Source organism: Comamonas kerstersii (assembly GCF_002056725.1).
GTDB classification, from domain to species: Bacteria; Pseudomonadota; Gammaproteobacteria; order Burkholderiales; family Burkholderiaceae_C; genus Comamonas; species Comamonas kerstersii.
Map to the genome: position 1 here is coordinate 1139983 of NZ_CP020121.1, position 24964 is coordinate 1164946.

24 protein-coding genes are annotated in these 24964 nt (G+C 62.1%); 12 read left to right on the forward strand and 12 right to left on the reverse strand.

Translation table 11 applies throughout. The features are described from left to right. Positions 1-59: 59 nt before the first annotated feature. Entirely contained in the window at positions 60-1259 is a 1200-nt protein-coding gene (locus tag B5M06_RS05385) for a threonine ammonia-lyase (RefSeq protein ID WP_054067943.1), read from the forward strand. A 99-nt stretch (positions 1260-1358) separates the two neighbouring features. On the opposite strand, the gene B5M06_RS05390 is transcribed toward B5M06_RS05385, so the two are convergent. From B5M06_RS05390 to ubiM, 3 genes are all read right to left on the reverse strand, one after another. Further along, the gene (locus B5M06_RS05390) at positions 1359-2873 is read right to left on the reverse strand and encodes an acetyl-CoA hydrolase/transferase family protein (protein ID WP_054067926.1); all 1515 of its coding nucleotides are present in this window, start codon (positions 2871-2873) and stop codon (positions 1359-1361) included. A 370-nt stretch (positions 2874-3243) separates the two neighbouring features. Then, the gene (locus B5M06_RS05395) at positions 3244-4539 is read right to left on the reverse strand and encodes a solute carrier family 23 protein (RefSeq protein WP_054067925.1); all 1296 of its coding nucleotides are present in this window, start codon (positions 4537-4539) and stop codon (positions 3244-3246) included. Positions 4540-4774: 235 nt separating this feature from the next. Then, positions 4775-6061: a 5-demethoxyubiquinol-8 5-hydroxylase UbiM gene (gene ubiM / locus B5M06_RS05400; RefSeq protein WP_054067924.1), complete on the reverse strand. Its 1287-nt coding sequence runs from the start codon at positions 6059-6061 to the stop codon at positions 4775-4777. Between the two features lie 232 nt (positions 6062-6293). Here ubiM and B5M06_RS05405 point away from each other — a divergent pair, with 232 nt between their 5' ends. The 4 genes from B5M06_RS05405 to minE all read left to right on the forward strand — a co-directional run bounded on the left by B5M06_RS05405 (position 6294) and on the right by minE (position 10403). After that, entirely contained in the window at positions 6294-8375 is a 2082-nt protein-coding gene (locus B5M06_RS05405) for an acetoacetate--CoA ligase (RefSeq protein ID WP_054067923.1), read from the forward strand. A gap of 128 nt (positions 8376-8503) precedes the next feature. Then, complete coding sequence (minC, locus tag B5M06_RS05410) at positions 8504-9262, forward strand: septum site-determining protein MinC (protein WP_054067922.1); 759 nt, start codon at positions 8504-8506, stop codon at positions 9260-9262. A gap of 58 nt (positions 9263-9320) precedes the next feature. After that, positions 9321-10133: a septum site-determining protein MinD gene (gene minD / locus B5M06_RS05415; RefSeq protein ID WP_054067921.1), complete on the forward strand. Its 813-nt coding sequence runs from the start codon at positions 9321-9323 to the stop codon at positions 10131-10133. Between the two features lie 6 nt (positions 10134-10139). Beyond that, complete coding sequence (minE, locus tag B5M06_RS05420; RefSeq protein WP_054067920.1) at positions 10140-10403, forward strand: cell division topological specificity factor MinE; 264 nt, start codon at positions 10140-10142, stop codon at positions 10401-10403. Between the two features lie 87 nt (positions 10404-10490). Here minE and B5M06_RS05425 read toward each other — a convergent pair whose 3' ends face one another. Further along, positions 10491-10997, reverse strand: coding sequence for a flavin reductase family protein (locus B5M06_RS05425; RefSeq protein WP_114070970.1), 507 nt, complete (start codon positions 10995-10997; stop codon positions 10491-10493). Positions 10998-11453: 456 nt separating this feature from the next. On the opposite strand from B5M06_RS05425, the gene B5M06_RS05430 reads away from it, so the two are divergent. After that, positions 11454-11795, forward strand: coding sequence for a plastocyanin/azurin family copper-binding protein (locus B5M06_RS05430; protein WP_054067919.1), 342 nt, complete (start codon positions 11454-11456; stop codon positions 11793-11795). Between the two features lie 31 nt (positions 11796-11826). Next, on the forward strand, positions 11827-12465 hold the full coding sequence (locus B5M06_RS05435) for an MBL fold metallo-hydrolase (RefSeq protein WP_054067918.1): 639 nt from the start codon (positions 11827-11829) through the stop codon (positions 12463-12465). A gap of 96 nt (positions 12466-12561) precedes the next feature. Here the strand turns inward: B5M06_RS05435 and B5M06_RS05440 are convergent, their stop codons facing one another. Beyond that, positions 12562-13470 (reverse strand): DMT family transporter, encoded by a 909-nt coding sequence (locus B5M06_RS05440; protein WP_054067917.1) that lies wholly within the window; start codon positions 13468-13470, stop codon positions 12562-12564. 146 nt (positions 13471-13616) lie between these two features. On the opposite strand from B5M06_RS05440, the gene B5M06_RS05445 reads away from it, so the two are divergent. The 3 genes from B5M06_RS05445 (at position 13617) to B5M06_RS05455 (ending at position 17084) form a co-directional block, all read left to right on the forward strand. Further along, entirely contained in the window at positions 13617-14957 is a 1341-nt protein-coding gene (locus B5M06_RS05445; RefSeq protein WP_054067916.1) for an AmpG family muropeptide MFS transporter, read from the forward strand. Positions 14958-15111: 154 nt separating this feature from the next. Then, on the forward strand, positions 15112-15837 hold the full coding sequence (locus B5M06_RS05450; protein WP_054067915.1) for a response regulator: 726 nt from the start codon (positions 15112-15114) through the stop codon (positions 15835-15837). Positions 15838-15845: 8 nt separating this feature from the next. Beyond that, a complete protein-coding gene (locus B5M06_RS05455) occupies positions 15846-17084 on the forward strand; it encodes an ATP-binding protein (protein WP_054067914.1) in 1239 nt (412 codons plus the stop codon). A gap of 76 nt (positions 17085-17160) precedes the next feature. On the opposite strand, the gene B5M06_RS05460 is transcribed toward B5M06_RS05455, so the two are convergent. From B5M06_RS05460 to B5M06_RS05470, 3 genes are all read right to left on the reverse strand, one after another. Further along, the gene (locus B5M06_RS05460) at positions 17161-17586 is read right to left on the reverse strand and encodes a universal stress protein (protein WP_054067913.1); all 426 of its coding nucleotides are present in this window, start codon (positions 17584-17586) and stop codon (positions 17161-17163) included. A 210-nt stretch (positions 17587-17796) separates the two neighbouring features. Further along, entirely contained in the window at positions 17797-18633 is an 837-nt protein-coding gene (locus tag B5M06_RS05465; protein ID WP_054067912.1) for a metallophosphoesterase, read from the reverse strand. A gap of 38 nt (positions 18634-18671) precedes the next feature. Further along, complete coding sequence (locus tag B5M06_RS05470) at positions 18672-19628, reverse strand: LysR family transcriptional regulator (protein ID WP_054067911.1); 957 nt, start codon at positions 19626-19628, stop codon at positions 18672-18674. A gap of 143 nt (positions 19629-19771) precedes the next feature. Here B5M06_RS05470 and B5M06_RS05475 point away from each other — a divergent pair, with 143 nt between their 5' ends. After that, entirely contained in the window at positions 19772-19984 is a 213-nt protein-coding gene (locus B5M06_RS05475; protein ID WP_054067910.1) for a hypothetical protein, read from the forward strand. Between the two features lie 147 nt (positions 19985-20131). Here B5M06_RS05475 and B5M06_RS05480 read toward each other — a convergent pair whose 3' ends face one another. Beyond that, complete coding sequence (locus B5M06_RS05480) at positions 20132-21067, reverse strand: LysR family transcriptional regulator (protein ID WP_054067909.1); 936 nt, start codon at positions 21065-21067, stop codon at positions 20132-20134. Between the two features lie 75 nt (positions 21068-21142). On the opposite strand from B5M06_RS05480, the gene B5M06_RS05485 reads away from it, so the two are divergent. Continuing rightward, complete coding sequence (locus B5M06_RS05485) at positions 21143-21610, forward strand: PACE efflux transporter (protein ID WP_054067908.1); 468 nt, start codon at positions 21143-21145, stop codon at positions 21608-21610. An 86-nt stretch (positions 21611-21696) separates the two neighbouring features. On the opposite strand, the gene B5M06_RS05490 is transcribed toward B5M06_RS05485, so the two are convergent. The 3 genes from B5M06_RS05490 to B5M06_RS05500 all read right to left on the reverse strand — a co-directional run bounded on the left by B5M06_RS05490 (position 21697) and on the right by B5M06_RS05500 (position 24882). After that, on the reverse strand, positions 21697-22761 hold the full coding sequence (locus B5M06_RS05490; RefSeq protein ID WP_054067907.1) for a homocysteine S-methyltransferase family protein: 1065 nt from the start codon (positions 22759-22761) through the stop codon (positions 21697-21699). A gap of 64 nt (positions 22762-22825) precedes the next feature. Further along, positions 22826-23485, reverse strand: a complete 660-nt coding sequence (gene alkB, locus B5M06_RS05495) for a DNA oxidative demethylase AlkB (RefSeq protein WP_054067906.1) — start codon at positions 23483-23485, stop codon at positions 22826-22828. A gap of 14 nt (positions 23486-23499) precedes the next feature. Continuing rightward, entirely contained in the window at positions 23500-24882 is a 1383-nt protein-coding gene (locus B5M06_RS05500; RefSeq protein ID WP_054067941.1) for an FAD-binding oxidoreductase, read from the reverse strand. Positions 24883-24964: the final 82 nt, after the last annotated feature.

Genomic DNA, 24964 nt, shown 5'->3' on the forward strand with positions numbered 1-24964 from the left:
AAGAAGTTTTCAGCACCCGCACTGCACGGCCGCACGCATTGCTTCAGAATGTGCAGACCATGCTGAGCTATTCCGATATCCAAGCCGCCTCCCAGCGCCTGCGTGACCATGTGTTGCGCACGCCCTGCGTGGAGTCCCAGACCCTGTCGCACATCGTGGGGGCACAGGTGTTTCTGAAGTTTGAGAACCTGCAGTTCACCGCCTCGTTCAAGGAGCGCGGTGCCTGCAACCGCCTGCAGCTGCTGACCACCGAAGAAAAGGCGCGCGGCGTGATCGCCATGAGCGCGGGCAACCATGCCCAAGGCGTGGCCTACCACGCGCAGCGCATGGGCATACGCGCCGTGATCGTGATGCCGCGCTTCACCCCCGGTGTGAAAGTGGAGCGCACGCGCGGCTTTGGTGCCGAAGTGGTGCTGCATGGCGACACGCTGGAAGCGGCACGCCAACACGCCTACGCGCTGGCTGAAGCGCAGAATCTGACCTTTGTGCACCCCTTTGATGACGAAGGCGTGGCTGCTGGACAGGGCACGCTGGCTATGGAAATGCTGGCGGACCAGCACGATCTGGATGTGCTCATCATGGGCATTGGCGGTGGTGGCCTGATTGCCGGTGTGGCCACTGCGGCCAAGGCGCTCAAGCCCGAGATTCACGTCGTGGGCGTGCAGACCGAGCGTTTTCCCTCCATGGTCAATGCCATCGAAGGCAAAGACCTGCCGATAGGCACTTCCACCATTGCCGAAGGCATTGCCGTGGCCACGGCGGGCCAGATCACACGCGAGATCGTGCGCGAGCATGTGGACGAGTTGCTGCTGGTGGACGAAGGCGATATCGAGCAGGCCGTGCTCATGCTGCTGGAAATTGAAAAGACGCTGGTCGAAGGTGCAGGCGCTGCCGGGCTGGCGGCGCTGATTCGCCACAAAAACAAGTTCCAGGGCAAGAAGGTGGGCATTGTGCTGTCTGGCGGCAATATCGACCCGCTGCTGCTGGCTGCCATCATCGAGCGTGGCATGGTACGCTCGGGCCGCCTGGCACGCATCCGCGTCAGTGCGCGCGATGTGCCCGGCGTGCTGGCACGGATCACAGCCCTGGTGGCCGAAGCCGGAGCGAACATCGAAGAGGTGCACCACCAGCGCGCCTTCACCATGCTGGCCGCGCAGAACGTAGAGATCGACTTTGTGCTGCAGACCCGCAATCTGCAGCACGTGGAGCAGGTGCTGCAGGTGCTGCGCGACGCGGGCATGCATGCCGAGCGGGTGTAGTTGCGGATTTAGTGACAGACAGCCCGGCACCAGCACACCGTGCTGGTGCCGGGCGATAAAAAAACGGGGCGCTTGCAGCGCCCCGTTTTTTTGCGTTTTTTAGATACGCATATCGCCGGTTTCGACGAATCGCTGGTGCCAGCTCAGCGCTTCCGTCAGGATGTGCGGCGTGTGCTGTGCACCCCTGGCGCGTGCACGGTCAAAGTAGTCGTTCAACTGGTCACGGTAGTCGGGGTGAGCACACTTGTCGATGATGACGCGTGCACGCTGCTTGGGGCTCAGACCACGCAGGTCAGCCAGACCCTGCTCGGTGACGATGATCTGTGTGTCGTGCTCGGTGTGGTCCACGTGCGAGCACATGGGCACGATGCAGCTGATCTTGCCGTCCTTGGCCACGGAAGGGGTCACAAAGAAGGACAGATAGCCATTGCGCGCAAAGTCGCCCGAGCCACCAATACCGTTCATCATGCCCGTGCCCATGACGTGGGTGGAGTTGATGTTGCCGTAGATGTCTGCCTCGATCATCGAGTTCATGGCAATGATGCCCAGACGGCGCACCAGCTCAGGGTGGTTGGAGATTTCCTGTGGGCGCAGGATGATGCGCTCGCGGTAGAAGTCGATGTTGTCTTCAAACTCCTTGAAAGCACTGCTGGACAGCGAGATCGAGGTGGCCGAAGCGCGGGTCATCTTGCCTGCGCGGATCAGCTCCAGCATGCCGTCCTGCAGCACTTCGGTAAAGCCCAGCAGGTTCTCGAACGGGCCATGCAACAGGCCTGCCAGCACGGCGTTGGCCACATTGCCCACACCCGACTGGATAGGCAGCATGTCCTTGGGCAGACGGCCCATCTTCATCTCATGCGCGAGGAAGTCGATGATGGACGCAGCAATCGTGTTGGAGTTCGCATCCGGCGCGGCAAATACGTTGTCGCGGTCGCCCTTGTGCGTTTCCACAATGGCGATCACCTTGGAGGGGTCGACCTTCAGGTACTGCTCGCCAATGCGCTGGTCGGCCGTGGTCATGTGGATGGGCGTACGGCGGGGCGGGATGGCCGTGCCGTAGTAGATGTCGTGCATACCTTCCATCTTGGCGGGGAACTTGGTGTTCACCTCCAGAATGACCTTGTCCGCAATCTCCAGCCAGGTCTTGTTGTTGCCCACGGCGGTAGAGGGAATTAAGAGGCCATCGGGCGTAATGCCCAGCACTTCCACCACAGCCACATCCATGTGGCCCAGAAAGCCAAACCAGGCGTGCTGGGCAACGTGCGACAGGTGCATGTCGATGAAGTCGATCTCACCGGCGTTGATGGCCTTGCGTGCGGTCGGGTCGGTGTTGAAAGGCAGACGCTGGCCCAGCGCATGGGCTTCGGCCATCACGCCATCACACTCGGCAGCAGTGGACGCGCCGGTCCACACATTGATCTTGTAGGGCTTGCCCTGTGCATGCTCGGCCTTGGCCCGGTCAGCAATCGCCTGTGGCAATGCCTTGGGATAGCCTGCACCCGTGAAGCCGCTCATGCCGACGTTGACGCCGTGCGGAATCATGGCTGCAGCCTGTTCGGCCGACATGATGAGGTTGTGAAATTGGGGGTAGCGGACGCGGTCTGCCAGGCTCATCGAGGTGTTCTCCAACTTTGCATAAACAAGCCGCCCCATCGGGCCGGCTTTATCGGGACGGCCAACATGCACAGGGGGCTTTCACGCTCCTCGCTTGCCTGTTCGTGCAGGCTGTTGTTGTACTGGCGACATCTTGGTCGGCTCCCTATCTCCGGGGGAGATGGTATCAGCGTTAACCCTTGACCTAAGCATAGTGCGTAGTTCTGCGTAGGTCTCTAACCCATTGTCATTACTGGATTCGCGGCAGAGTAGCTACTAACGCCGCAAAAACCAGGGTAAACACCTAGATTTGCTGCACCGCAGCAATCCCATAAAAAAACCGACCTGCTAAGCAGGCCGGTTTTACACAGTGGTATCGAGCAGCAACTGCTTAGCTGCGCTTGGCGCGGCTGAGCAGGGCATAAAGAATGATGGCACCAAAGGTCGAGGTACCAATGCCGCCCAGTGCGAAATCGCCGAACTTCAGCGTGAATTCGCCCGTGCCCAGAATCAAGGTGATGGCGGCCACGATCAGGTTCTTGGTGTCGGAGAAGTCCACCTTGTTATCCACCCAGATCTTGGCACCCGCAATGGCGATCAGACCGAACACCACGATGGACACACCGCCCATCACGGGCAGCGGAATCGCCTGAATCAGCGCACCAAACTTGGGGCTGAAGCCCAGCAGCACGGCCAGCAGCGCCGCAAACAGGAACACGGCGGTGGAGTAGATGCGCGTGGCGGCCATCACGCCGATGTTTTCGGCATAGGTAGTCACGCCGGTGCCGCCGGCCGCACCGGAGACCATGGTGGCCACACCGTCACCGATGAAGGCACGGCCCATGTACTTGTCCAGGTTCTTGCCGGTCATGGCGGTCACGGCCTTGATGTGGCCCAGGTTCTCGGCCACCAGAATGATGACCACGGGCACGATCAGCAGCATGGCATTGGCGTTGAACACAGGGGCGTGCAGCGTAGGCAGACCAAACCATGCAGCATTGGCAACGCCGCTCAGGTCCATAGGCTTGCCCAGACCCATGCCATTGGTCAGCACGGCATAGATGATGGAAGCGACGATCAGGCCCATCAGAATCAGCAGGCGCTGCAGCATGCCGCTGGTAAATACGGCCACCAGCGCCACGGACACGAAGGTCACGGCCTGCATCCAGGCATCAAAGTTGTTGGCCGCCATGTTCTTGACGGGAATGGCTGCCAGGTTCAGACCAATCACGGCCACCACCGCACCCGTCACGACGGGAGGCATGAAGCGCTCAATCCAGCCCGTACCAATGGCCTGCACCAGGAAGCCAATCAGGGTGTAGACCAGACCGCAGGCAATGATGCCGCCCAGCGCCAGGCCGATGTTGGCATTGGCACCATGGGTGGCCACATAGCCGGTGGCCACGTTCACCACGCCGATGAAGGCAAAAGAAGAGCCCAGATAGCTGGGCACCTTGCCGCCGGTGATGAGGAAGAAAATCAGCGTGCCGATGCCGCTCATCAGCACGGCCAGATTGGGGTCAAAGCCCATGAGGATGGGAGCCAGCACCGTCGAACCGAACATGGCGACCACGTGCTGAATGCCCATCAGCCCCGTCTGGCCCCAGGGCAGACGCTCGTCAGGCCCGATCACACCGCCGTTTTTCAGCGCTGCGGGGGACTTTGCAGTCCAGGAAAACATTCCCATTTTTTTGCTCCGTAAAAATTGCTGGCGCGATGTTAGAAGCTTTCGACCGGGCACGGCATGTCCTCGCCAGGCATACGTGCTTGCATGTCAGCTAAACACAAGCAGACAGCGTGCCAGCGAGATTTTTGCTTAACTATATTTTTAGGAGCGGCTTGCGCTTGACTTTGCTTGCATTCAAAGCCCTAAGCCTTGAAAAGCAAGCAAAGTTCAGCGCTGGGCACTCTGTTTTTTGAAGTCAGCGCATGTTGCGCGAAAAAAACGGCAGCGCAGGCAGCTGGCCGCGGATGACGGACCAGGGGCTACGGCCCGTGAGCTGCGCCACGATGGCCGCCTTGACGGGCGGCATGTTGCGCGACAGGCCGATCACCGCCTGACGCACCAGCCGTGGCACGGGGCGCGCATCGGTGAACAGCTTCACCACGGTGTTCGTGCCCTGGAAGATGGGCCAGGCATGACGATGGTGGCCCTGGGCATAGGGCTCCAGCACTTCGGCGCGGCCCCAGTCCTGACCAGCACCATAGGCCGACACGATGCAGGCCGTCAGGCGCTCCACACCCGAAAGCCCCAGGTTGAAGCCATGTGCCGTGACTGGGTGCATACCGATGGCGGCATCACCCAGCAGCGCAAAGCGCGTGCCGCTGAAGCGGTGGGCATAGGTGGCCACCAGGGGGTAGATGTGGCGCTCACCCACCAGTTTCATGTCCCCCAGGCGGCCCTGAAAATGGTTGTGCACATGGGCCGCAAAGTCTTCGGGCGAGAGCTGCATGAGCTGCTGCGCATCGGCCGAATCCGTGGTCACCACCGCAGAGCACAGCAGCTCACCGGTTTCAGGATCAGGCTGCAGCGGCAGGATGGCCAGGGTGCGGTCATAGCCAAAGCATTCATGGGCCTTGCCTTCATGCGGCACGGTGTGGCTGAGGCGGCAGACGATGACGCTGCGGCCAAAGTCCGTCATCTGCGCACCCACGCCCAGCATGCGACGCACGCTGGAGAAACGGCTATCTGCCGCAATCACCAGCGGCGCTTTGAGCGGTGCACCATCCACGCGCACGCCGTTGTCGTCCTGGGTGTAATGAACTTCAGCATGGGAAGGCGTGACCGTCACCTGGGTCACGCGTGCACCGGTGATGATGTGCACGCCTTCGGTGGTGCTGGCCACTTCCCAGGCCGTGCGGCGCAGGGCATGGTTGGGCACGATGCGGCCCAGATAGTCTGCGCCACTGCCGTCAGAGACGATGTCCAGCGTGGAACGCAGGCCTACGGGGCCGTCATGCACGATGGCATCACGGATGGTGCCAATCTCATGGTCTTGCAGCCTGCCCCAGGTGCCCAGACGCTGCAGGATCTGCACGCTGGGATGGGTCAGCGCGATCTCGCGCCCATCGGGTGCGGGCTGGGCCAGCTGGGATTCGCCTTGCAGTTCCAGCACCGTGGCTTGCAAGCCCGCCTGGGCCAACGAAATGGCAAGCGACAGGCCGGCAGGACCTGCGCCCACAATAAGGACATCGGTGTTCATGGACATGTGTGCAATCACTGTGAAAGTAGGGCCTATTGTGGCCTGATCTACGGGCCTCGCTGCCTGTGCGGCCCGTGCATTGTCGGCCGGTTTGGCTTGGCCGTGGCTTGCATTGCATCAATGGCATGTCCTTGACACCCCCTTTGTGCCCGTCAGCGAGCACGCGCCAGAACTTGCCGCTTGTCAATCCGGGGCGCTGGCATGGTGCACCACGGCGCGGCTCGCTAGGCTGGGATGCATGTCTGCCCCCACCCTGCCCCACACCCGCCGCACGCCGCTGATGCGCCACTACCAGCAATGGCTGGCCCAGCACTACGACCTGCACTTTGACAGCTATGACGCGCTCTGGCGCTGGTCCACCACCGATCTGGAAGCTTTCTGGCAAAGCATCTGGCGCTATTTCGATATCCAGTCGCCCACCCCGCACAGCGCGGCGCTGGGCCGCAACTGCATGCCCGGGGCGCAGTGGTTTCCGGATGCACAGGTCAATTACGCGCAGCAGGTGCTGCGCCATGTGGAAGCGGCCGATGCCGCAGGCATGCCTGCAGTGATTGCAGACAACGAGCTGGGCGAAGTCACCACGCTGAGCTGGCCCGAGCTGCGCCGCCAGGTTGCCGCCCTGGCCCTGCACCTGCAGGCACAGGGCATTCGCCCGGGCGACCGGGTCGCAGCCTATCTGCCCAATATTCCCCAGGCCATGGTGGCCATGCTGGCCGTGGTCAGCATTGGCGCGGTGTGGAGCGTGTGCTCGCCCGACATGGGTACGGCAGCAGTGCTGGACCGCTTTGAGCAGATTGCACCCAAGGCATTGATTGCGGTGGATGGCGTCTACTACGCCGGCAAGCCCATGGACCGCAGCAGCATCGTGCAGGAGCTGCGCGCCAGGCTGCCCAGCCTGCAGCACTGCATCGTCCTGTCTACACGCTGGGCGCAGGCACCCGTGCAGGGCGCTGCGGACTGGAACACCCTCATGCAGCGTGACGATGCGCAGCTGCACAGCTTCACCCCCCTGTGGCTGCCCTTCGACCACCCGCTGTGGATTGTGTATTCCAGCGGCACCACCGGCCTGCCCAAGCCCATCGTGCATGGCCACGGCGGCATCATGCTGGTGGCCCTGACCATGAAGACCCTGCACAGCGATGTGGGCTGCAGCTATGCGCCCGAGAGCTGGGGGGAACGCTTTCACTGGTACAGCTCTACCGGCTGGGTGATGTGGAACTCGCAGCTCGCAGGTCTTTTGGGCGGCACGACCTGTGTGATCTATGACGGCAGCCCCGGCGGCAGCAAGGAGCAGCCCGACTGGGGTGTGCTGTGGCGCTTTGCAGCGCGCCACGCAGTCACCAGCTTCGGCGCTGGCGCAGCCTTCTATGCCAACTGCATGAAGGCCGGGATAGAGCTGTCGCAGTGCGGCGATCTTTCGCGCATCACCAGCCTGGGCAGCACGGGCTCCCCCCTGTCGCCCGATGTGCAGCACTGGGGCATGCAGCAGTTCGCAGCCCTGGGCACACCTGACATCTGGTGGAACAACATCTCGGGCGGCACAGATTTCTGCGGAGCCTTCATCGGCGGCAACCGCGAGCTGCCCCAGTACCCCGGCGAGATGCAGTGCCGCATGCTGGGCGCAGCGGTCGAGGCCTGGGACGAGCAAGGCCGTCCGGTGATCGACGCCGTGGGCGAGCTGGTCTGCACGCAGCCCATACCCTCCATGCCGCTGTACTTCTGGGGCGATGCGGAAGGCAAACGCTACCTGTCCAGCTATTTCGACATGTACCCGCCCGGCCACGGCAGACAGCCCGGCGGCGGCGATGGCCCGGCAGACATGGGCGGCGTCTGGCGCCATGGCGACTGGCTGCGTATCTCTGCACATGGCGGCTGCACCATCTATGGCCGCAGTGATGCCACCATCAACCGCCACGGCCTGCGCATGGGCACCAGCGAGATCTACCGCGCTGTCGAAGCCCTGCCTGAGGTGCTGGACAGCATGGTGGTGGACCTGGAGTACCTGGGCCGCGAGAGCTTCATGCCCATGTTTGTGGTGCTGCGCGACGGCCTGCAGCTGGACGATGCCCTGCGCGAGCAGCTGGCAGACGCCATTCGCACTGCGCTCTCGCCACGCTTTGTGCCGGATGAGATCGTGCAGGTGCCGGAGATCCCACGCACCCTCACGGGCAAGAAGCAGGAGCTGCCCATCAAGAAGCTGCTGCTGGGGCAGCCACTGGAAAAAGTGGTCAACAAGGACACCATGGCCAACCCGGCCAGCCTGCAGTGGTTTGTGGCCTATGCACAGCGCCATGCGGCCCGTCACACTGTCGCGGTATAAGCCAGACGCAGCGTACACGCTACAAGCTTTTGCAATGTGCGGCACTGTCTGGCTGGTGCCTGCAGGCGCGCGGGGTACACTTAGCGCGTTTTGCGTTGCGCCCTCTCCATCTAACCGCAATCCTTACCATGGCCGTTGACTCGTTGGGCACCGCCCGCTCCAGCTTTGACCTCAAAAGCGCCCAGCTGCCCGTAATGGCCGTCGCGGTGCGAGACACCCAAGTAAACGTGATTGCCCAGGACCTGGCCCAGCGCCTGGCCAATGATCCGGATTTTTTCGACAATGATCCCGTACTGATTGACCTGCAGCATGTGCAGGACAGCACGGACGCCATCGACTTCCCCAAGCTCATCAAACTGCTGAAAAAGCACCGCACCGTGCCCGTGGCCGTGTGCAATGGCTCGGCCGAGCAGATGGCCGCTGCCCATGCAGCGGGCCTGATGCCAGCGCCCGACGCCCACCCCGTGCGCACCAAGGAAGTCGTGCGTGAGGTGGAAGTCATCCGGGAAGTGCCTGTGGAAGTGATTCGAGAGGTGCCTGCGCCTGCTGCCAACGCCATGATCATTGACAAGCCCCTGCGCTCGGGCCAGCAGATCTACGCCAAGGGCTGTGATCTGGTGGTCATGGCCGTGGTGAGTTATGGTGCAGAAGTCATTGCCGACGGCAATGTCCATGTGTATGCCCCGCTGCGCGGCCGCGCTGTAGCGGGTGCGCGTGGCAATGCCAATGCCCGCATCTTCAGCACCTGCATGGAACCCCAGTTGCTGTCCATCGCTGGCAACTACCGTGCACTGGAAACCGATCTGCCCAAGGACATTGCAGGCAAGCCTGCACAGGCCCGGCTGGACGGCGAGAAATTGATCATTGAGCCTTTGCGTTTAGCATGAGCAGCATTCACCATTGAACCCACCCTCACAAGATTCTTCTCTAAGGAACCCAGCAAACATGGCCAAAATCGTCGTAGTGACTTCCGGAAAAGGTGGCGTAGGTAAGACCACCACCAGTGCAAGCTTTGCATCCGGCCTCGCCCTGCGCGGCCACAAGACAGCAGTGATCGATTTCGACGTCGGCCTGCGTAATCTGGACCTGATCATGGGCTGCGAGCGCCGCGTGGTCTATGACCTGATCAACGTGATCCACGGAGAAGCCAATCTGAACCAGGCGCTGATCAAGGACAAGCAGTGCGACAACCTGTTTGTGCTGGCCGCGTCGCAGACACGCGACAAGGAAGCCCTCACGCAGGAAGGCGTGAAAAAGGTGCTGGACGATCTGGCCGACATGGGTTTTGAGTTCATCATCTGCGACTCGCCCGCGGGTATTGAAAGCGGTGCGCTGCTGGCCATGCACTATGCTGACGAAGCACTGGTGACGACCAACCCCGAAGTCTCGTCCGTGCGCGACTCGGACCGCATTCTGGGCATGCTCAGCTCCAAGACCGACAAGGCCACCAAGGGCGAAAGCGTCAAGGAACACCTGCTGATCACGCGCTACAACCCCAACCGCGTGGAGGACGGCCAGATGCTGTCCATCCAGGACATTGAAGACATTCTGCGCATCCCGCTGATCGGCGTGATTCCCGAATCTGAAACCGTGCTGCAGGCCTCCAACCAGGGCATTCCTGCGATCCACATGGAAGGCTCGGACGTCTCTGAGGCATACAAGGATGTGGTGTCCCGCTTCCTGGGCGAAGACAAGCCCATGCGCTTTACCGAGGCCAACAAGCCCGGTTTCTTCAAACGCATCTTTGGCGGGAGGTAAGCCACGATGTCCCTGATTTCCATGCTCCTGGGCGAAAAGAAAAAATCCGCTTCCGTAGCCAAAGAACGCCTGCAAATCATTCTGGCGCGCGAGCGCATCGGTGGCTCCAGCGCACAGCCAGACTATCTGCCTGCCCTGCAGCGCGAGCTGATGGCGGTGGTGTCCAAGTACGTGTCCATCAATCCCGATGACATCAAGGTGCAACTTGAGCGTCAGGACAATCTGGAAGTGCTGGAAGTCAAGATCGAGCTGCCCGAAACCACGCGCTAAATCCCGGTCTTCACACCATTTCGCACAAAAAAACCGCAGTCCCGTTGCCGGGCTGCGGTTTTGTTTTTTGTGCCACCTTCTGGCGCCTCAGCGCATGACACCACGGTGGTAGAGCAAGGGCTCAGGGTGTGCCGCATGGTGGCAGGCCAGTACCTCACCCACCAGAATCAGATGGTCGCCCTCAGCGTACTGGCTGCGTGCACGGCACTCGAAGGTGGCCAGTGCATCGTCGAGCAGCGGCACGCCCTGCGCATTCGCATGCCAGGCCACACCGGCAAAGCGGTCCACACCCCGGCGCGCGAACTGCAGGGCCAGTTCCTGGTGGTGGCTGGCCAGCACATGGATGGCATAGTGGCTGGCCTGTGCAAAGGCCGGAAAGCAGCCTGCGTGCTTGCCCAGGCTCCACAGCACCAGCGCAGGGTCCAGCGACACCGAGTTGAAGGAGCTGACCGTCATGCCCACGGGCTGACCCTGTGCATCTACCGTCGTCACCACGGTCACGCCCGTGGCGAACTGACCCAGCGCATTGCGGAAATCGCGTTCAGTGAAAGCAGGCTGGCACTCAGCAGCTGCAGCAGAAGTAGAAATAGACACAACAGCGCAATTAGAAAAGAGGAGCAATCATGCAAATACGCCGGTCATGGCAGGCGGTGCCACACGGACGCGAATGCTGCAAATGTTGCGAATCCTAACTGCAATGCGGCATTCCCCGTGACCTGTGTGTACTTGGGCGCAGACATGCAGTGCGCGCACTGCCCAGCGACGACATGGCAAGGCAAAACAATTTCATAGCATTTAGTGCTTGACTGATGGTGTTTTCACAATAAAAACTATGTGAAAGCAAGATATATCAAGCGCTACAAGCTATTGAAGTACAAGCATTTCCAGCCCACACCCCTCGTAGATGTTGAGAGGTGTCAAACGCCGGATGCGCAGGCCCTGCTTCAATGGCGGGCGCAATCGCACACCGTCTCTGGACAGGTGCTCATCGCAGAAACAAGAGGGCCTGCAGCCTCCTGCCACAAGGACAACATAAGGAAGAATGCATCCATGAAACCAACACTGCGAATCCTGAGCCTGCTGGCTGCCTGCGGCATGGCAATGCCTGCGCTGGCGTCTGACTGCGCCATCACCATCGCCAGCGATGACAAGATGCAGTTCGACATCAAGAACGTGGTGGTGCCCAAAACCTGCCGCCAGTACACCATGACGCTCACGCACGTGGGCAAGATGAGCAAGGCCACCATGGGCCACAACCTCGTGCTCAGCACCACGGCCGATGCCAATGCCGTGGCAGCAGACGCACGGCGTCTTCAGTTGCAAGCCTGGTGCATGCCCCGGCTGCACCAGGCTTTTTGCCGGAGCGGGACTTGGGTGACAATGTCCGCCTGATTTCTGACACCCCAGCCCTACACATCGCCCCATGCTCCAGTACAAGACCATTCCCGTTACAGCGTTTCAGCAAAACTGCTCGCTGGTCTGGTGTGACCAGACGCAGGAAGCTGCCGTGATCGACCCCGGTGGAGATCTGGAAGCCATCGAGTGGGAAATTGACCGCCTGGGCCTGCAGCTCAAGGCCATCTGGGTCACGCATGCCCACATCGACCATGCGGGCGGCGTGGCCGATCTGGCAGACAAGTACCAGCTCGACATCATCGGCCCGCACGAGGGCGACCAGTTCTGGATTGACGGCCTGGCCCAGCAGGGTGCCATGTTCGGCTTTCCGCCTTCGCGCAGCTTTGTGCCCACACGCTGGCTGCACGATGGCGACACGGTGCAGATCGGCAAGGAAACCCTGCAGGTACGCCACTGCCCCGGCCATACGCCCGGCCATGTGGTGTTCCATGCGCCCCAGATTGAGCGCTGCTTTGTCGGCGATGTGCTGTTTGCAGGCAGCATTGGCCGCACCGACTTTCCCCAGGGCAACCACCAGCAGCTGATTGACTCCATCGTCCAGCGCCTGTGGCCCATGGGCGATGCCACCGTCTTCATTCCCGGCCATGGCCCGGAAAGCAGCTTTGGCCGTGAACGCAAGACCAATCCTTATGTGGGCAACACCTGAGGCCTGAAAAGACCTTTGCAGTCTGCGTCACGCCACCCGTGCGTCAGACTGCCTGCACGCGCTGTTGCAGTGTACAGCTGCAAAGCGTTTTTCAGCTCAGGCGGCAGCAGCTTTGCGGCTGTCCCGCATTTCGCCACGCACCACCAGCCACAGGCCCAGCAACACCATTCCCAGCCCCACAAAGGCCAGCCAGCCCGGTTGTTCTCCCACCACCACAATGGACAGCACAAAGGCCGTAATGGGCTCAAACTTGCTCAGCGCCACGCTGGTGGCCGCAGACACGGTGCGCAGCCCGGTGGAAAAGCACAGATAGGACAGCCCTGTCGCCACCACGCCCAGATAGACCACCACGGCCCAGCTGCGGGCGCTGGCATCCGGCACGCCGCCCAGCCAGGCCGCAATTGGCAGCGACAGCAGGGCCGCCGTCAGAAACACCCAGGCGTTCACACGCGTCACACCGCTCTTGAGCACCAGCGGCTGGCTGATAACGGCATAGGCCCCGTAGGCCAGACCGGCCAGCAGGCACAGCAGCAGCCCGGGCAGTGAGCCGCTCATGTCACCGCCCTTGCCCTGGGTCATCACAAAGCCGCCCACCACACCAATGGCCGTGCCGAGCCACCACACCGCGCCCGGCAGGCGGCGCTGAATCACGGCCTGCAGCAGCCCCGCCCAGACAGGGCTGGAGCCCAGCGCCACGGCCGTGCCAAGCCCAATGCCGGTGAGCTTGAGCCCGGCAAAAAATGCCATGTTGTAGGTCAGCATGCACAGCGCACACAGCAGCATGCGCGGCCAGTCCATGGGCGCAGGGCGATGGCTGCTGTCCGTGCGCAGCAGGCGGCCCAGCAGCACAAAAAACAGCCCGGCCATGACCAGGCGCAGCGCTCCCACCCACAGCGGCGACATGCCTGCGGGCGCAAAACTCTGGGCCGTGCCTGTGGTGCCCCACAGCATGGCAGCGATCAGCACCAGCAGCACGCCGTGCGCGGAAGAAGACGATTGCGACATGGCGGCATGCTATGCCAAAACCGTGCCGCTTTCTGTCGCGCAGCATGCACAGCGGCCTGCAGGTAACAGTGCGCAATCAAACACTGCAGCAGACCTGCAATCGCAGTGCTGCTGGTCATAATGGCTAAGGCTTTTTGTTGTGCACCATGTCTGAAGAATCTTCCGCAGCCACCGCTGCTTCCTCCCCCACACGCCGCTCCTGGGCCGCGACCCTCAAGGTCTATGCCGAACCGGCCAGCCTGCGCATGCTGGCCCTGGGTTTTTCGGCCGGGCTTCCGCTGTTGCTGGTGCTGGGCACGCTCTCGTTCTGGCTGCGCGAAGCAGGCATCAACCGCACCACCATTGGCTATCTGAGCTGGGTGGCCCTGGCCTATGCCTTCAAGTGGATGTGGTCGCCGCTGGTGGACCGCATGCCGCTCCCGCTGCTCACGCGCGCACTGGGGCGCAGGCGCAGCTGGCTGCTGCTGTCGCAGCTGATGATCATGGGCGGGCTGGTTGGCATGGCGCTGAGCGACCCGCTCACGGCCCTGAACCCCATCATCTGGTGCGCACTGGCTGTGGCCTTTGGCTCGGCCACACAGGACATTGCGCTGGATGCCTTTCGCATTGAGTCGGCCGACGCCGACCACCAGGCAGCGCTTGCGGCTACTTACCAGACTGGTTACCGGCTCGCCATGATCTGGGCCGGAGCCGGAGCCCTGTGGCTGGCTGCGCGCGTACAGGGCCAGGTCGAGGGCTATATGCAGCAGGCCTGGCAGGTCGCCTATCTGGTCATGGCAGCCAGCATGCTGGTCGGCATGGTGACGGTGCTGTGCTCGCGGGAGCCCAACCCCGCCCCCCTGCCCCCTTCCAAAGGTCTGATGGACTGGCTGCGCGGTGCGCTGGTGGCACCGTTTGCCGACTTTATCCGCCGCTACCGCTGGCAGGCCGCGCTGGTGCTGTCGTTGATTGCCGTGTATCGCATCAGCGATGTGGTCATGGGCATCATGGCCAACCCCTTCTATGTGGACATGGGCTTCAGCAAGGACGAGGTGGCCGCCGTCACCAAGGTGTTCGGCGTGGTCATGACCTTGCTCGGTGCCTTTGTGGGCGGTGCCATGGCCATGCGCTGTGGCGTGATGCGCGTGCTCATGCTGGGCGCGGTGCTGTCTGCCGCCAGCAATCTGCTGTTTGCCTGGCTGTCCACACGTGGCCATGATCTGACGGGGCTGACGCTGGTGGTCAGTGCCGACAACCTGGCCGGCGGCATTGCCTCGGCCGCCTTTATTGCCTATCTGTCCAGCCTCACCAATGTGCAGTACTCGGCCACGCAGTACGCGCTGTTCAGCTCCATGATGATGCTGGCCCCCAAGTGGCTGGCAGGCTTTTCCGGCCAGTTTGTGGATGCCTACGGCTATGTGCACTTTTTTGTAGGCACAGCCTGCCTGGGGCTGCCGGTGCTGGTGCTGGTGGCACTGGCCTCACGGGTCAAACAGAAAAACTCCTGAAAAAAGAGCGGCCAGCGCTTATCCAGCAATGGATTGAAAAACAAATTGCTTTCAAACCAAGCAGCATCAAACGCTAGCAGCTCTCTTTTTTGTGGTTTCTCGCGCTTTACGCCGACTTTACGCAACAGACAAACAGCTTCTCTACACTGCCCCTATGAGCACACACAGCCTGTTAATGATTGAAGACGATGTGCGTCTGGCCGACATGGTCAGCGACTATCTGGGCAAGAACGGCCTGAGCGTCACACACTGCGCAGACGCCAGCTCGGGGCTGGCCCATCTGCAGGGCAGCAGTGCATTGCCGGATCTGCTGATCCTGGACCTCATGCTGCCCGACATGGACGGTCTGGACGTATGCCGCCGCCTGCGTGCCATGCCCGGTCCTGCGGCCCAGGTGCCGGTGCTGATGCTCACCGCCAAGGGCGACCCCATGGACCGCGTGATTGGCCTGGAAATTGGTGCGGACGACTACCTGCCCAAGCCCTTTGAACCGCGTGAACTGCTGGCACGCATCCGCGCCATCTTGCGCCGCAGAGGTGATGCAACTGCCGCCGCCGTGCCGGAAGCGGCCAATGTGATGCGCTTTGGCAGCCTGGAAATTGACCGCGATGCACGCACTGTGAGCGTGGGCGGCCAGCCTGCCGAGCTGACCAGCTATCAGTTTGACCTGCTGGTCGCACTGGCCGAGCGCGCGGGCCGTGTGCTCACACGTGACCAGATCATGGAAGCCGTGCGCGGCCGTGAGCTGGAGGCCTTTGACCGCTCCATCGACGTGCACATGGGCCGCATCCGCGCTGCGATTGAGGCCGACCCCAAATCGCCCAAGCGCATCCTCACCGTGCGCGGTGTGGGCTATGTGTTTGCCAAGCAGCAGGACTGAAGCACACCATGTTCAACGCATTCTCACAGCGCCTGTATCTGCGCATCTGGCTGGCCGTCGTAGGCGGCGTCGCCGTGCTGACGCTGATCGTGGCCTGGGCCTGGCGCGAAGCCGAGGAATACCGCATCCGCGATCAGGCATCGCCCACGGCCATGGCGCGTGAGATGCGCATTACCGATGGCTACGGTCAGCTGCTGTTCCAGGGGCCTTTTGAGCGCATCCGCAACCACGACAACGAAGTGCCGCGCTTTGCCATTGCCACGGCAGACGGCAAGATTTTTTACCTGGAAATGTCGCCCCGCCAGGGCAACAACGGCCGCCCCGGTGGACACCGCCCGCCCCGCAATGACGTCTGGGCCTTCTGGATGCAGCCGCCGTTCGGCTTTCTGTGGCTGCTGGGGCTGGTGGGCGTGGCGGTAGCCATCGGCGTGTTCCCCATCATTCGCCGCCTGCTCAAGCGCCTGGAAAACCTGCAGCGGGGCGTCAAGCGCTTTGGCGATGGCGATCTGACCGTGCGCGTACCCACTGAAGGCAAGGATGAAGTGGCCGATCTGGCCCGCCAGTTCAACGCCGCCGCCAGCCGCATTGAGGAGCTGGTGCAGTCGCACAAGTCGCTGCTGGCCAATGCCTCGCACGAGCTGCGCTCGCCACTGGCACGCATTCGCATGGGCCTGGAGCTGATGGGGGACGATCCTTCCGTGACCAAGGCCAAGGCCGAGATCCAGCGCAACATCAACGAGCTGGACCAGCTGGTCGATGAGATCCTGCTGGCCAGCCGGCTGGAGCAGCCCGATGTGGACGTGGGCAGCACCGAAGCGGTCGACCTGATAGGTCTGGCCGCCGAAGAATGTGCCCGCGTGGATGCCGACCTGGAAGTGCGCGCCACCGAGGGTGTGGAAGTCAAGGCCATTGCCAAGCTGGTGCGCCGTGCTGTGCGCAATCTGCTGGAAAACGCACGCCGCTACAGCACGGGCGACATCCAGCTCATCCTCTCGCGCGAAGGTGATATGGCCGTGGTCCGCGTCGAGGACTTTGGCCCCGGCGTGCCCGAAAACCAGCGTGAGCGCATCTTTGAAAAGTTCTACCGTCTGCCCGGTGCCAGCGAGCGCTCCGGCGGTGTGGGACTGGGCCTGTCCCTGGTGCGCAGCATTGCGCAGCGCCACGGCGGCAGCGCGGTCTGCGAGGGCCGTCTGGACGGCCAGCCAGGCGCCAGCTTTGTGCTGCGTCTGCCGCTGATGCACCGCTGAGTCAGACTGCTTCCACCAACACAAAGGGCTGCCGAATGGCAGCCCTTTGTGTTGGTGTGGCGAATGCCGTGCGCGATCAGCGAATCAGCATCACAGGCACGGAGCAGTTGGCCAGCACCTGGGTAGAGACCGAGCCCATCACCAGCTTGCCCAGCGCGCCGTGGCCGTGGGTGCCCATGATGATCAGGTCGTACTTTTCGTTTTCGGCAATCTTGGCGATGGTCTCGCCAGCAGGGCCCACTTCGCTGCGGCACACAGGCGTGATGCTGTGCTGCGCCAGGAACTTCTGCACAGGCTCGAGCACCTTGGCAGCTTCCTCAGCGTAGTACTCCTCCACCACTTCCTTGCTCAGCGCAGCACGGGCGCGGGGAGGCAGGGCAGACTGCACCGTCAGCGCGGTGTATTCATGACGTCCGGCCGTAATCAGCTCTTCATGCGCAGCCAGATAGGCCAGCATTTTTTTGGTGAAAGGACTGCCGTCAACAGCAAGCAAGATTTTCATGAGATATCTCCAAGTGAATAAGCGCTGCACACACCACACAGCAAACCACCTTGTGGCGCCCGAGACAAAGCGCAAAGCCCAGGCAGTACAACACATGCAGGGGCAGAGCAGCAAGGATCAGGAGGGTGTGCGCTGGTCTAAGGACAAGCGTAGTCGCTGGCGTCTGTTGTGTCTTGACTTATGTCATGTTTTTAAACGGCCCGCGCCACATCATACGGTGAGGCTTGTCGCGGGCTGGAAATACCGCTGTTCTCCTTTGCGTGCATAGCCCAATGGATTGGCGACGACCCTGCAGCGCCATGCGCCGCGCTCGGCATCCTCCCCCTGCACCACATAGTCGCTGGGTGCATGCAGGTGGCCGTGCAGCCACAGGTCGGCGCGGGGCAACAGCTCGTCCAGCGCGCTGCAAAAGCCTGCCGTGCCCGGCACCATGCCATAGCGTGGATCGCTGCTGCGCAGGCTGGGTGCAAAGTGCGTGACCACCACCGTTTTTCCGTCAAAAGGCTGGGCCAGCGCCTGGCGCAGCCAGTTCTGACAGCCCAGTGCCTGCTCACGCATGGGGGCAGCCAGAAACGGCTCGCCATGGCGTGTGCCTCCTGTCTTTTGCAGGTAGAAGTTGGCCGCGCGAAAAGACTTTTCCCGCAGGCGCAGCAAGCGGCTCATGTCGCCAGCCTGCACCTGCTCGTCCAGCAGAGCAATGGCGTCATAGTCCGTCCACAGGGTGGTGCCCACAAAGCGCACGCCGTGCAGCACCACGGTTTCGCGCTCCAGCCAGATGATGCCCAGCTCCTCGCAGACCCGGCGCAGCCGCGCATGGGCCGCGTCCCAGTCCTGCATGTCGTACTCATGGTTGCCCGGCACAAAAATCACCGGGCAGGGCCAGTTGGCAAACCGCTCCAACCCAAAGTACTCGCCCTGCAGCAGACTGCCCGGCTGGTAGGAGCCAATGTCTCCGGCCAGCACCAGTACATCGGCATCGGGGGCGGCCTGCGGCACAAAGTTGGGATGCACTTCCAGATGAAGATCAGAGAGCAATTGAAGTTTCATAGTCCACACACCAAGGGCATCACCACAGCACGTGGCGCCTAGTGAGAAAAAGCTTTCAGCGTCGCCCGGTTCAGCGCCTGAAGCAGCCAGTCATAGGCTGCACGGTTGGGGCCGCGCTTGTGCCACAGCGCATCCACGCGCACGGCAGGCACTTCCAGCGGCAGCGGGTGCACCTGCAGCAGGTGCTGGATGCCCGTGATCGGCACAAAGTGGCGCGGCAGCACGGTAATCAGGTCGGACTGGCTGACCACACGCGCAGCCGTGGTGTACTGGTTCACGGTCAGCGCAATATGCCGTTCACGCCCCAGCGCAGCCAGGGCTTCGTCGATAAAGCCATAGGCGCGGCCAGAAAAGCTCACCAGCAGATGGCGAGCGGCGCAGTAATGCTCCAGCGTCAGCGGCATCAGGGCCAGCGGGTGGCCCTTGCGCATCACGGCCACGTATTCGCCGTCATACAGCCGCCGGTGCTCATGCACCACCAGCGTGCCCGCCTGGGCGCGGGCGGTCAGATCGGTCAGCACGGCAGGGAAGTGGCCCACGGCCATGTCCGCCGTCTTGCTGTCCAGCATGCTGCGCGGGTCCCGCGTGGTCAGCGGCAGGACGCGCACGGTGAGCGCAGGCGCTTCCTGCTCGAGGATGGGCACGAGATTGGGCATCAGTGTGCTGGCGGTGGCGTCGGCCATGGCCAGCACCAGCGTCAGGCTGGCGGTGGCCGGGTCAAAGGCTTCAGGGGCCAGGCTCTGCTGCAGCGCACCCAGTGCTTCACGCACCACCGGCCACAGCACCATGGCGCGCGGCGTGGGCTGCACGCCATGGCCGTGGCGCACCAGCAGTTCGTCGCCCAGGGCATCACGCAGGCGGCGCATGGCATTGCTCACCGCAGGCTGAGTAAGTGACAACTTATCTGCAGCACGTGTCAGACTGCCCTCTGACATGACAGTGTCAAACACACGCAGCAGATTGAGGTCCAGAAAACGGAAATCTTCAGGGTGCATACGGCCGCCATTTAAACATCACCGCTGTGAATGAATGAAATTCAAAATATAAATTTGAAATGTTTTAGGGATAACCCTAGTATTCGGGTCCCGCACCCACTGAGGCCACAAGCCATTGCCAGGGTGCTCTGGAAAGCCACACCATGACTACCTCTACCTCCACTTACTCTGCCCGCATCAATCCCAACGCCTTGCTGCCCCGCCTGCTTCAGGCATGCCTGCAGCAGTGGAAGGCCTGGCAACAGGCCCGTCGCCTGGCCCGCGCAGATGAGTTGACCTGGAAACTGGCACTGCAGGACGCACGCATGATGGCAGACCTCTCGCGCGCCATGGATGCACGCGCCGCCAAGCAGTAAGCGCTGTTGCTGAGGGTGTCAGACAGGCCGCTGCCCATGCAGCGGCTTTTTTGTTATTCAAAGCATAGCTGCCAGCGCTGGATTTATGCCGAATTTCGCATGAAAGCACCTGGAAAACCAATAAACACCAGCGCAACATGCTATTTTTTAAAGAGCGTCTGCTGCTGAACGTGTGCTGCCAGCCTGCACACGCCTGTCCTTGAGCGTCTGCACAAACAAAGACGCAGCCAGCCCCAGCGTGCGTTCCTTGGACCACACCCAGTCCACAAACAAGGTGTTGCCATTGCTGATGTTGACAAAGGGAATGCGCAGCAGCTCGCCCCGCGCAATCTGCGCTTCCACCAGGCTTTGCGGTAACCAGCCCCAGCACAGACCGCTGGCAATCAGCGCCAGCGCCGCTGCGTGGTTGTCAGCCCGCCAGAGCTTGTGAGAAAACACAAAACGGGTGTCGCGCAAGCTCAGATCGCGGCTGGCCACCAGCACCTGCCGCATCGTGGCCAGCTGCGACATGTCCAGCGCAGGCAGTGCCCCTTCAGACTGCGATGCGCACCAGGGGTGCTGCGGTGACATGACGGCCACCAGCGTCTCATGCCCCTGCTCGCAAAAATCCTCACGCGCATCCATGGCCGGGCGCTCGAACACCAGCGCCAGCTGGGCGCGGCCGGTGTGCAGCATGTTCAGCGCATCGTCCTGCGGCGCTGCCAGCACTTCCACCACCAGCGAGGGGTACTGCTCCACCACCGGGCGCAGTGCCTGCGTCCAGTCTGTGGTCAGCAGCTCGGGGGCAATGGCCAGCGTCAGCCGCTGCTCCAGCCCTTCGTGCAAGGCCTGGGCCTGCTGGTTGAGCAATTGCAGCTGCTGCGCCAGCAGGCGGGCCTGCGGCTCCAGCGCCAGCGCAGCTGCGGTGGGCCGTGGTTCACGCCCAGTACGGTCAAACAGCTGCAGGCCCAGCTCCACCTCCAGCTGCCCCATGGCCATGCTGACGGCCGAAGGCACGCGCCTCAGCCTGCGGGCTGCCGCAGAAAACGAGCCGCTGTCGAGCACGGTCAGAAACAGAGGAACTTGCTCTGGAGGAAAAGGCATGGGTGCAACCTATCAAGAAATCTGAAAAGACCTGACTTTCGATGTCAATTTTCTACACATAAACTCGGCCCCCATATGTCATCCATTACTACACAACAAGCCGTGGGCCTGCAGGGCCCCTGGCGCCGCGTCGTTTTTGTCGGCCTGTATGAAACCATTGCCATCATCGCCTGCAGCGCGCTGTTCATGGCCATTGGTCAGGAAGCCGCCTCTTCCGGCGCCATGGCCGTGGTCTCCTCGGCCATCGCCATTGCCTGGAACGTCATCTTCAACTGGCTGTTTGAAAAGTGGGAAGCCCGCCAGACCAAGAAGGGCCGCTCCGTGCTGCGCCGCGTGGCCCATGCCATCGGCTTTGAAGGCGGTATTGCTGCCATGCTGATTCCGCTCATGGCCTGGTGGTTTGATATCTCGCTGTGGCAGGCCACCGTGCTGGAAGCCGGCATTCTGACCTTCTTCCTGATCTACACCTATGTGTTTAACTGGGCCTTTGACCGCATCTTTGGTCTACCCGCCTCGGCCCAGGTGCTGCAGCCACAGGCATAAATTCACACACAAAAAAAATAGCTGCCAGCGCTTGATTCATGGGCACTGGCAGCTATTTTTTATCGAAATCTGCTCTCGCAGTGGACTCAGGCCTGTGCCGGATAGAACAGCTTGCGGCCCTTGTCTGCCGAGACAGCCTTGGCAATCGCGCCGATGTGATCCGGCGTGGTGCCGCAGCAGCCGCCGACGATGTTGACCAGACCTTCGGCTGCAAACTCATGGACCAGACGGCTGGTCACATCAGGGGTTTCGTCAAAGCCGGTGTCGCTCATGGGATTGGGCAGACCCGCATTGGGGTAGCAGCTGATGAAAGTGTCGGACGCGGCCTTGGCCAGCTCCTGGATGTAGGGGCGCATCAGGGTGGCACCCAGGGCGCAGTTCAGGCCCACAGACAGCGGGTTGCTGTGACGCACGCTGTGCCAGAAGGCGGTGACGGTCTGGCCCGACAGGATGCGGCCAGAGGCATCAGTCACCGTGCCGCTGATCATGATGGGCAGCACTTCGCCCGTAGCATCAAACGCTTCTTCCACCGCAAACAGCGCTGCCTTGGCGTTGAGTGTGTCAAAAATGGTTTCGACCAGGATCACGTCCGCGCCGCCTTCGATCAGCGCCACGGTTTGCTCAAAGTAGGCTTTGCGCAGGGTTTCAAAGTCCACATTGCGTGCACCGGGGTCGTTCACATCGGGGCTGATGGAGGCTGTCTTGGGTGTGGGGCCCAAAGCGCCTGCCACATAGCACTTGCGGCCATTGACGCTGTACTTGTCGCAGGCTGCGCGGGCGATCTGCGCGCTCTTGAGGTTCATCTCGCGCGCCAGATCAGCCATGCCGTAGTCTTCCTGGGCCACGGTGGTCGCACCAAAGGTGTTGGTCTCGATCAGGTCGGCACCTGCGGCCAGATAGCGCTCGTGAATGTCACGAATCACGTCAGGGCGAGTGATGGACAGCAGCTCATTGTTGCCCTTGACGTCACGGGGGAAGTCCTTGAAGCGATCACCTGCCCCATCCGCGCCGGTATAACCGTCGCCACGGTACTGGGCCTCACCCAGCTTGAAGCGTTGGATCATGGTACCCATGGCGCCATCAAGGATGGCGATGCGTTGTTGCAGCAATGCGGGCAGTTCTTGGGCGCGGGTGTAGTTAGGCAGGCTCATAGGGCTCGATTGTAGGAAGCTTGCCGATGCCCCAGCCGCTGACAGGTCGATGGGAGGGGCTGCTTCAGCCGCGATAGCTGCGCTGCGCCATGCGAAAGGTCAGATTCCAGCGCTGCGCACCCAGCAAGTGATGCTGCCCGGCCTGCAGCGGCCGTACACCATGAAACACCATGCGCGAAGCGCCGCCCCAGACCAGCACATCGCCATGCTCCAGCCGGAAGCTGCGCACGGGGCCTGAACGCTGCAGGCCACCCCAGACAAAGGTGCATGGCAGCCCCAGCGACACGGACACGATGGGCGCGGCGTGGTCTTTTTCATCGGCATCGTGGTGCAGGCCCATCTTGGCGCCGACGTCGTAGCTGTTGATCAGACAGACATCCGGATCAAAGCCCGGATAGCCCGCCTGCGCAGCCAGTGCCTGCGCCTGCTGCTTCAAAAATGTGGGCATGGCAGGCCAGGGCATGCCTGTGGCTGGATCGCTGCGCGTATAGCCATAGCCGCTGCGGCTGGCGGCCCAGCCCCATTCCCCGCAGTTGCTGGTGCGCACCGACATGGGTAAGCCACTGGCGGTGAATGCCGCCTGAAACGGTTGCTGGGCGAGCACCTGTTGTACGGCGGCGATCCATGCATGTGCATGGACGGCTGCCCAGCCGCGCAGCAACACCGCCCCGTCCGCAATGACCTGCGGGGGCAGTGGCTCTGCGTCAAACAGGGGCAGCGTCATTGGCTACGCAGTGCTTAAAACACCTTGCCGGGGTTCATCAAACCAAGAGGGTCCAGCGCAGCCTTGATGGCGCGCATGGCGGCCAGCTCCTGCGGCGTGCGGCTCAGCGCAAGATAAGGCTTTTTATGCAGGCCAATACCGTGCTCGGCCGAGACGGAGCCGTGGAACTCACCGACGATGCGGTACAGCTCGGCTTCTACCGCATCGCACTCGCCATTGACGGTCTTGCCGTCGGTAGAGACGTGCAGATTGCCGTCGCCCACGTGGCCAAAGAAGATGGAGTGGTTGCCGGGCCAGCGCGCATCAAATGCTGCTTGGCAAGCCTGCGCAAACTTGCCAATTTCAGACTGGGGCAGGCCCACGTCAAAGTTGATCGGTGGGTGCATATTGGCATTCATCTCGGCCGGTGCTTCACGCAGCTTCCACAGGGTCTTGGCCTGGGTCTGCGACTGGGCAATCACGGCATCGAGCACATCACCAGCTTCCATGGCTTCGCCCAGCGCTTCTTCCACGGCTTCGCACAGGCTGGTTTCGTCCTTGCCGTCGATATCGATCAGCGCAAGGAAGGGGTGGCTTTCAGCAAACGGGGCCTGCAGCTTCTGCCAGCGGATGGAGGTCTGCACAAAGCTGTCCCACATCAACTCAAACGCGGCCACGCTGTTACCGAAATGCTGCTGCATGCGCTGCAGCACAGCCAGCGATTCGTCAAAGCCAGGCATGGCAACCAGTGCCGTCACCTTGGCACGAGGCTGCGGACGCAGGCGCAGCAGCACGCGCGTAATCACCCCCAGCGTGCCTTCCGCACCGATGAAGAAGTGCTTGAGGTCATAGCCCGTGTTGTTCTTGATCATGGGGCGCAGCATGGGCAGCACCGTGCCGTCGGCCAGCACCACCTCCAGGCCCAGCACCTGCTCACGCATCATGCCGTGCTGCAGCACACCGTTGCCGCCCGCATTGGTGGAGACATTGCCGCCAATCTGGCAGCTGCCGCGTGCGCCCAGGTCCACGCCAAACACCATGCCGGCTTCCACAGCCGCTTCCTGCACCGCCTGCAGTGTGGCACCAGCCTGCACCGTCATCAGCATGGAGCGGGAGTTGATGTCTTCGATGGCGTTCATGCGCTCCATGGAAATGGCAACGCAACCCTCCACGGGCACGGCCGCGCCGGCCAGCCCCGTCAGGCCGCCCTGAGGCACAACGGCAACGCGATGCTCATGACACAGGCGCAGCGCTGCGCTGACTTCTTCGGTGGTGCGGGGGCGCACCAGCGCCAGGGGCTGCACCGGCGGCGTGCCGCTCCAGTCCGTGTGGTAGCGCGCTTCAATCGCATCACCAGTCAAAACGACATCCACTCCGAGGCGGTTTTGCAGGGCAATCAAGAATTCTTGCTGAGACATATCCAGACCTTTCACTGCCGCCATTGTGCGATGTATCAAAGCTGCCTAGATGCATGTCTGCTTACATCGCCACTGGTGCAAT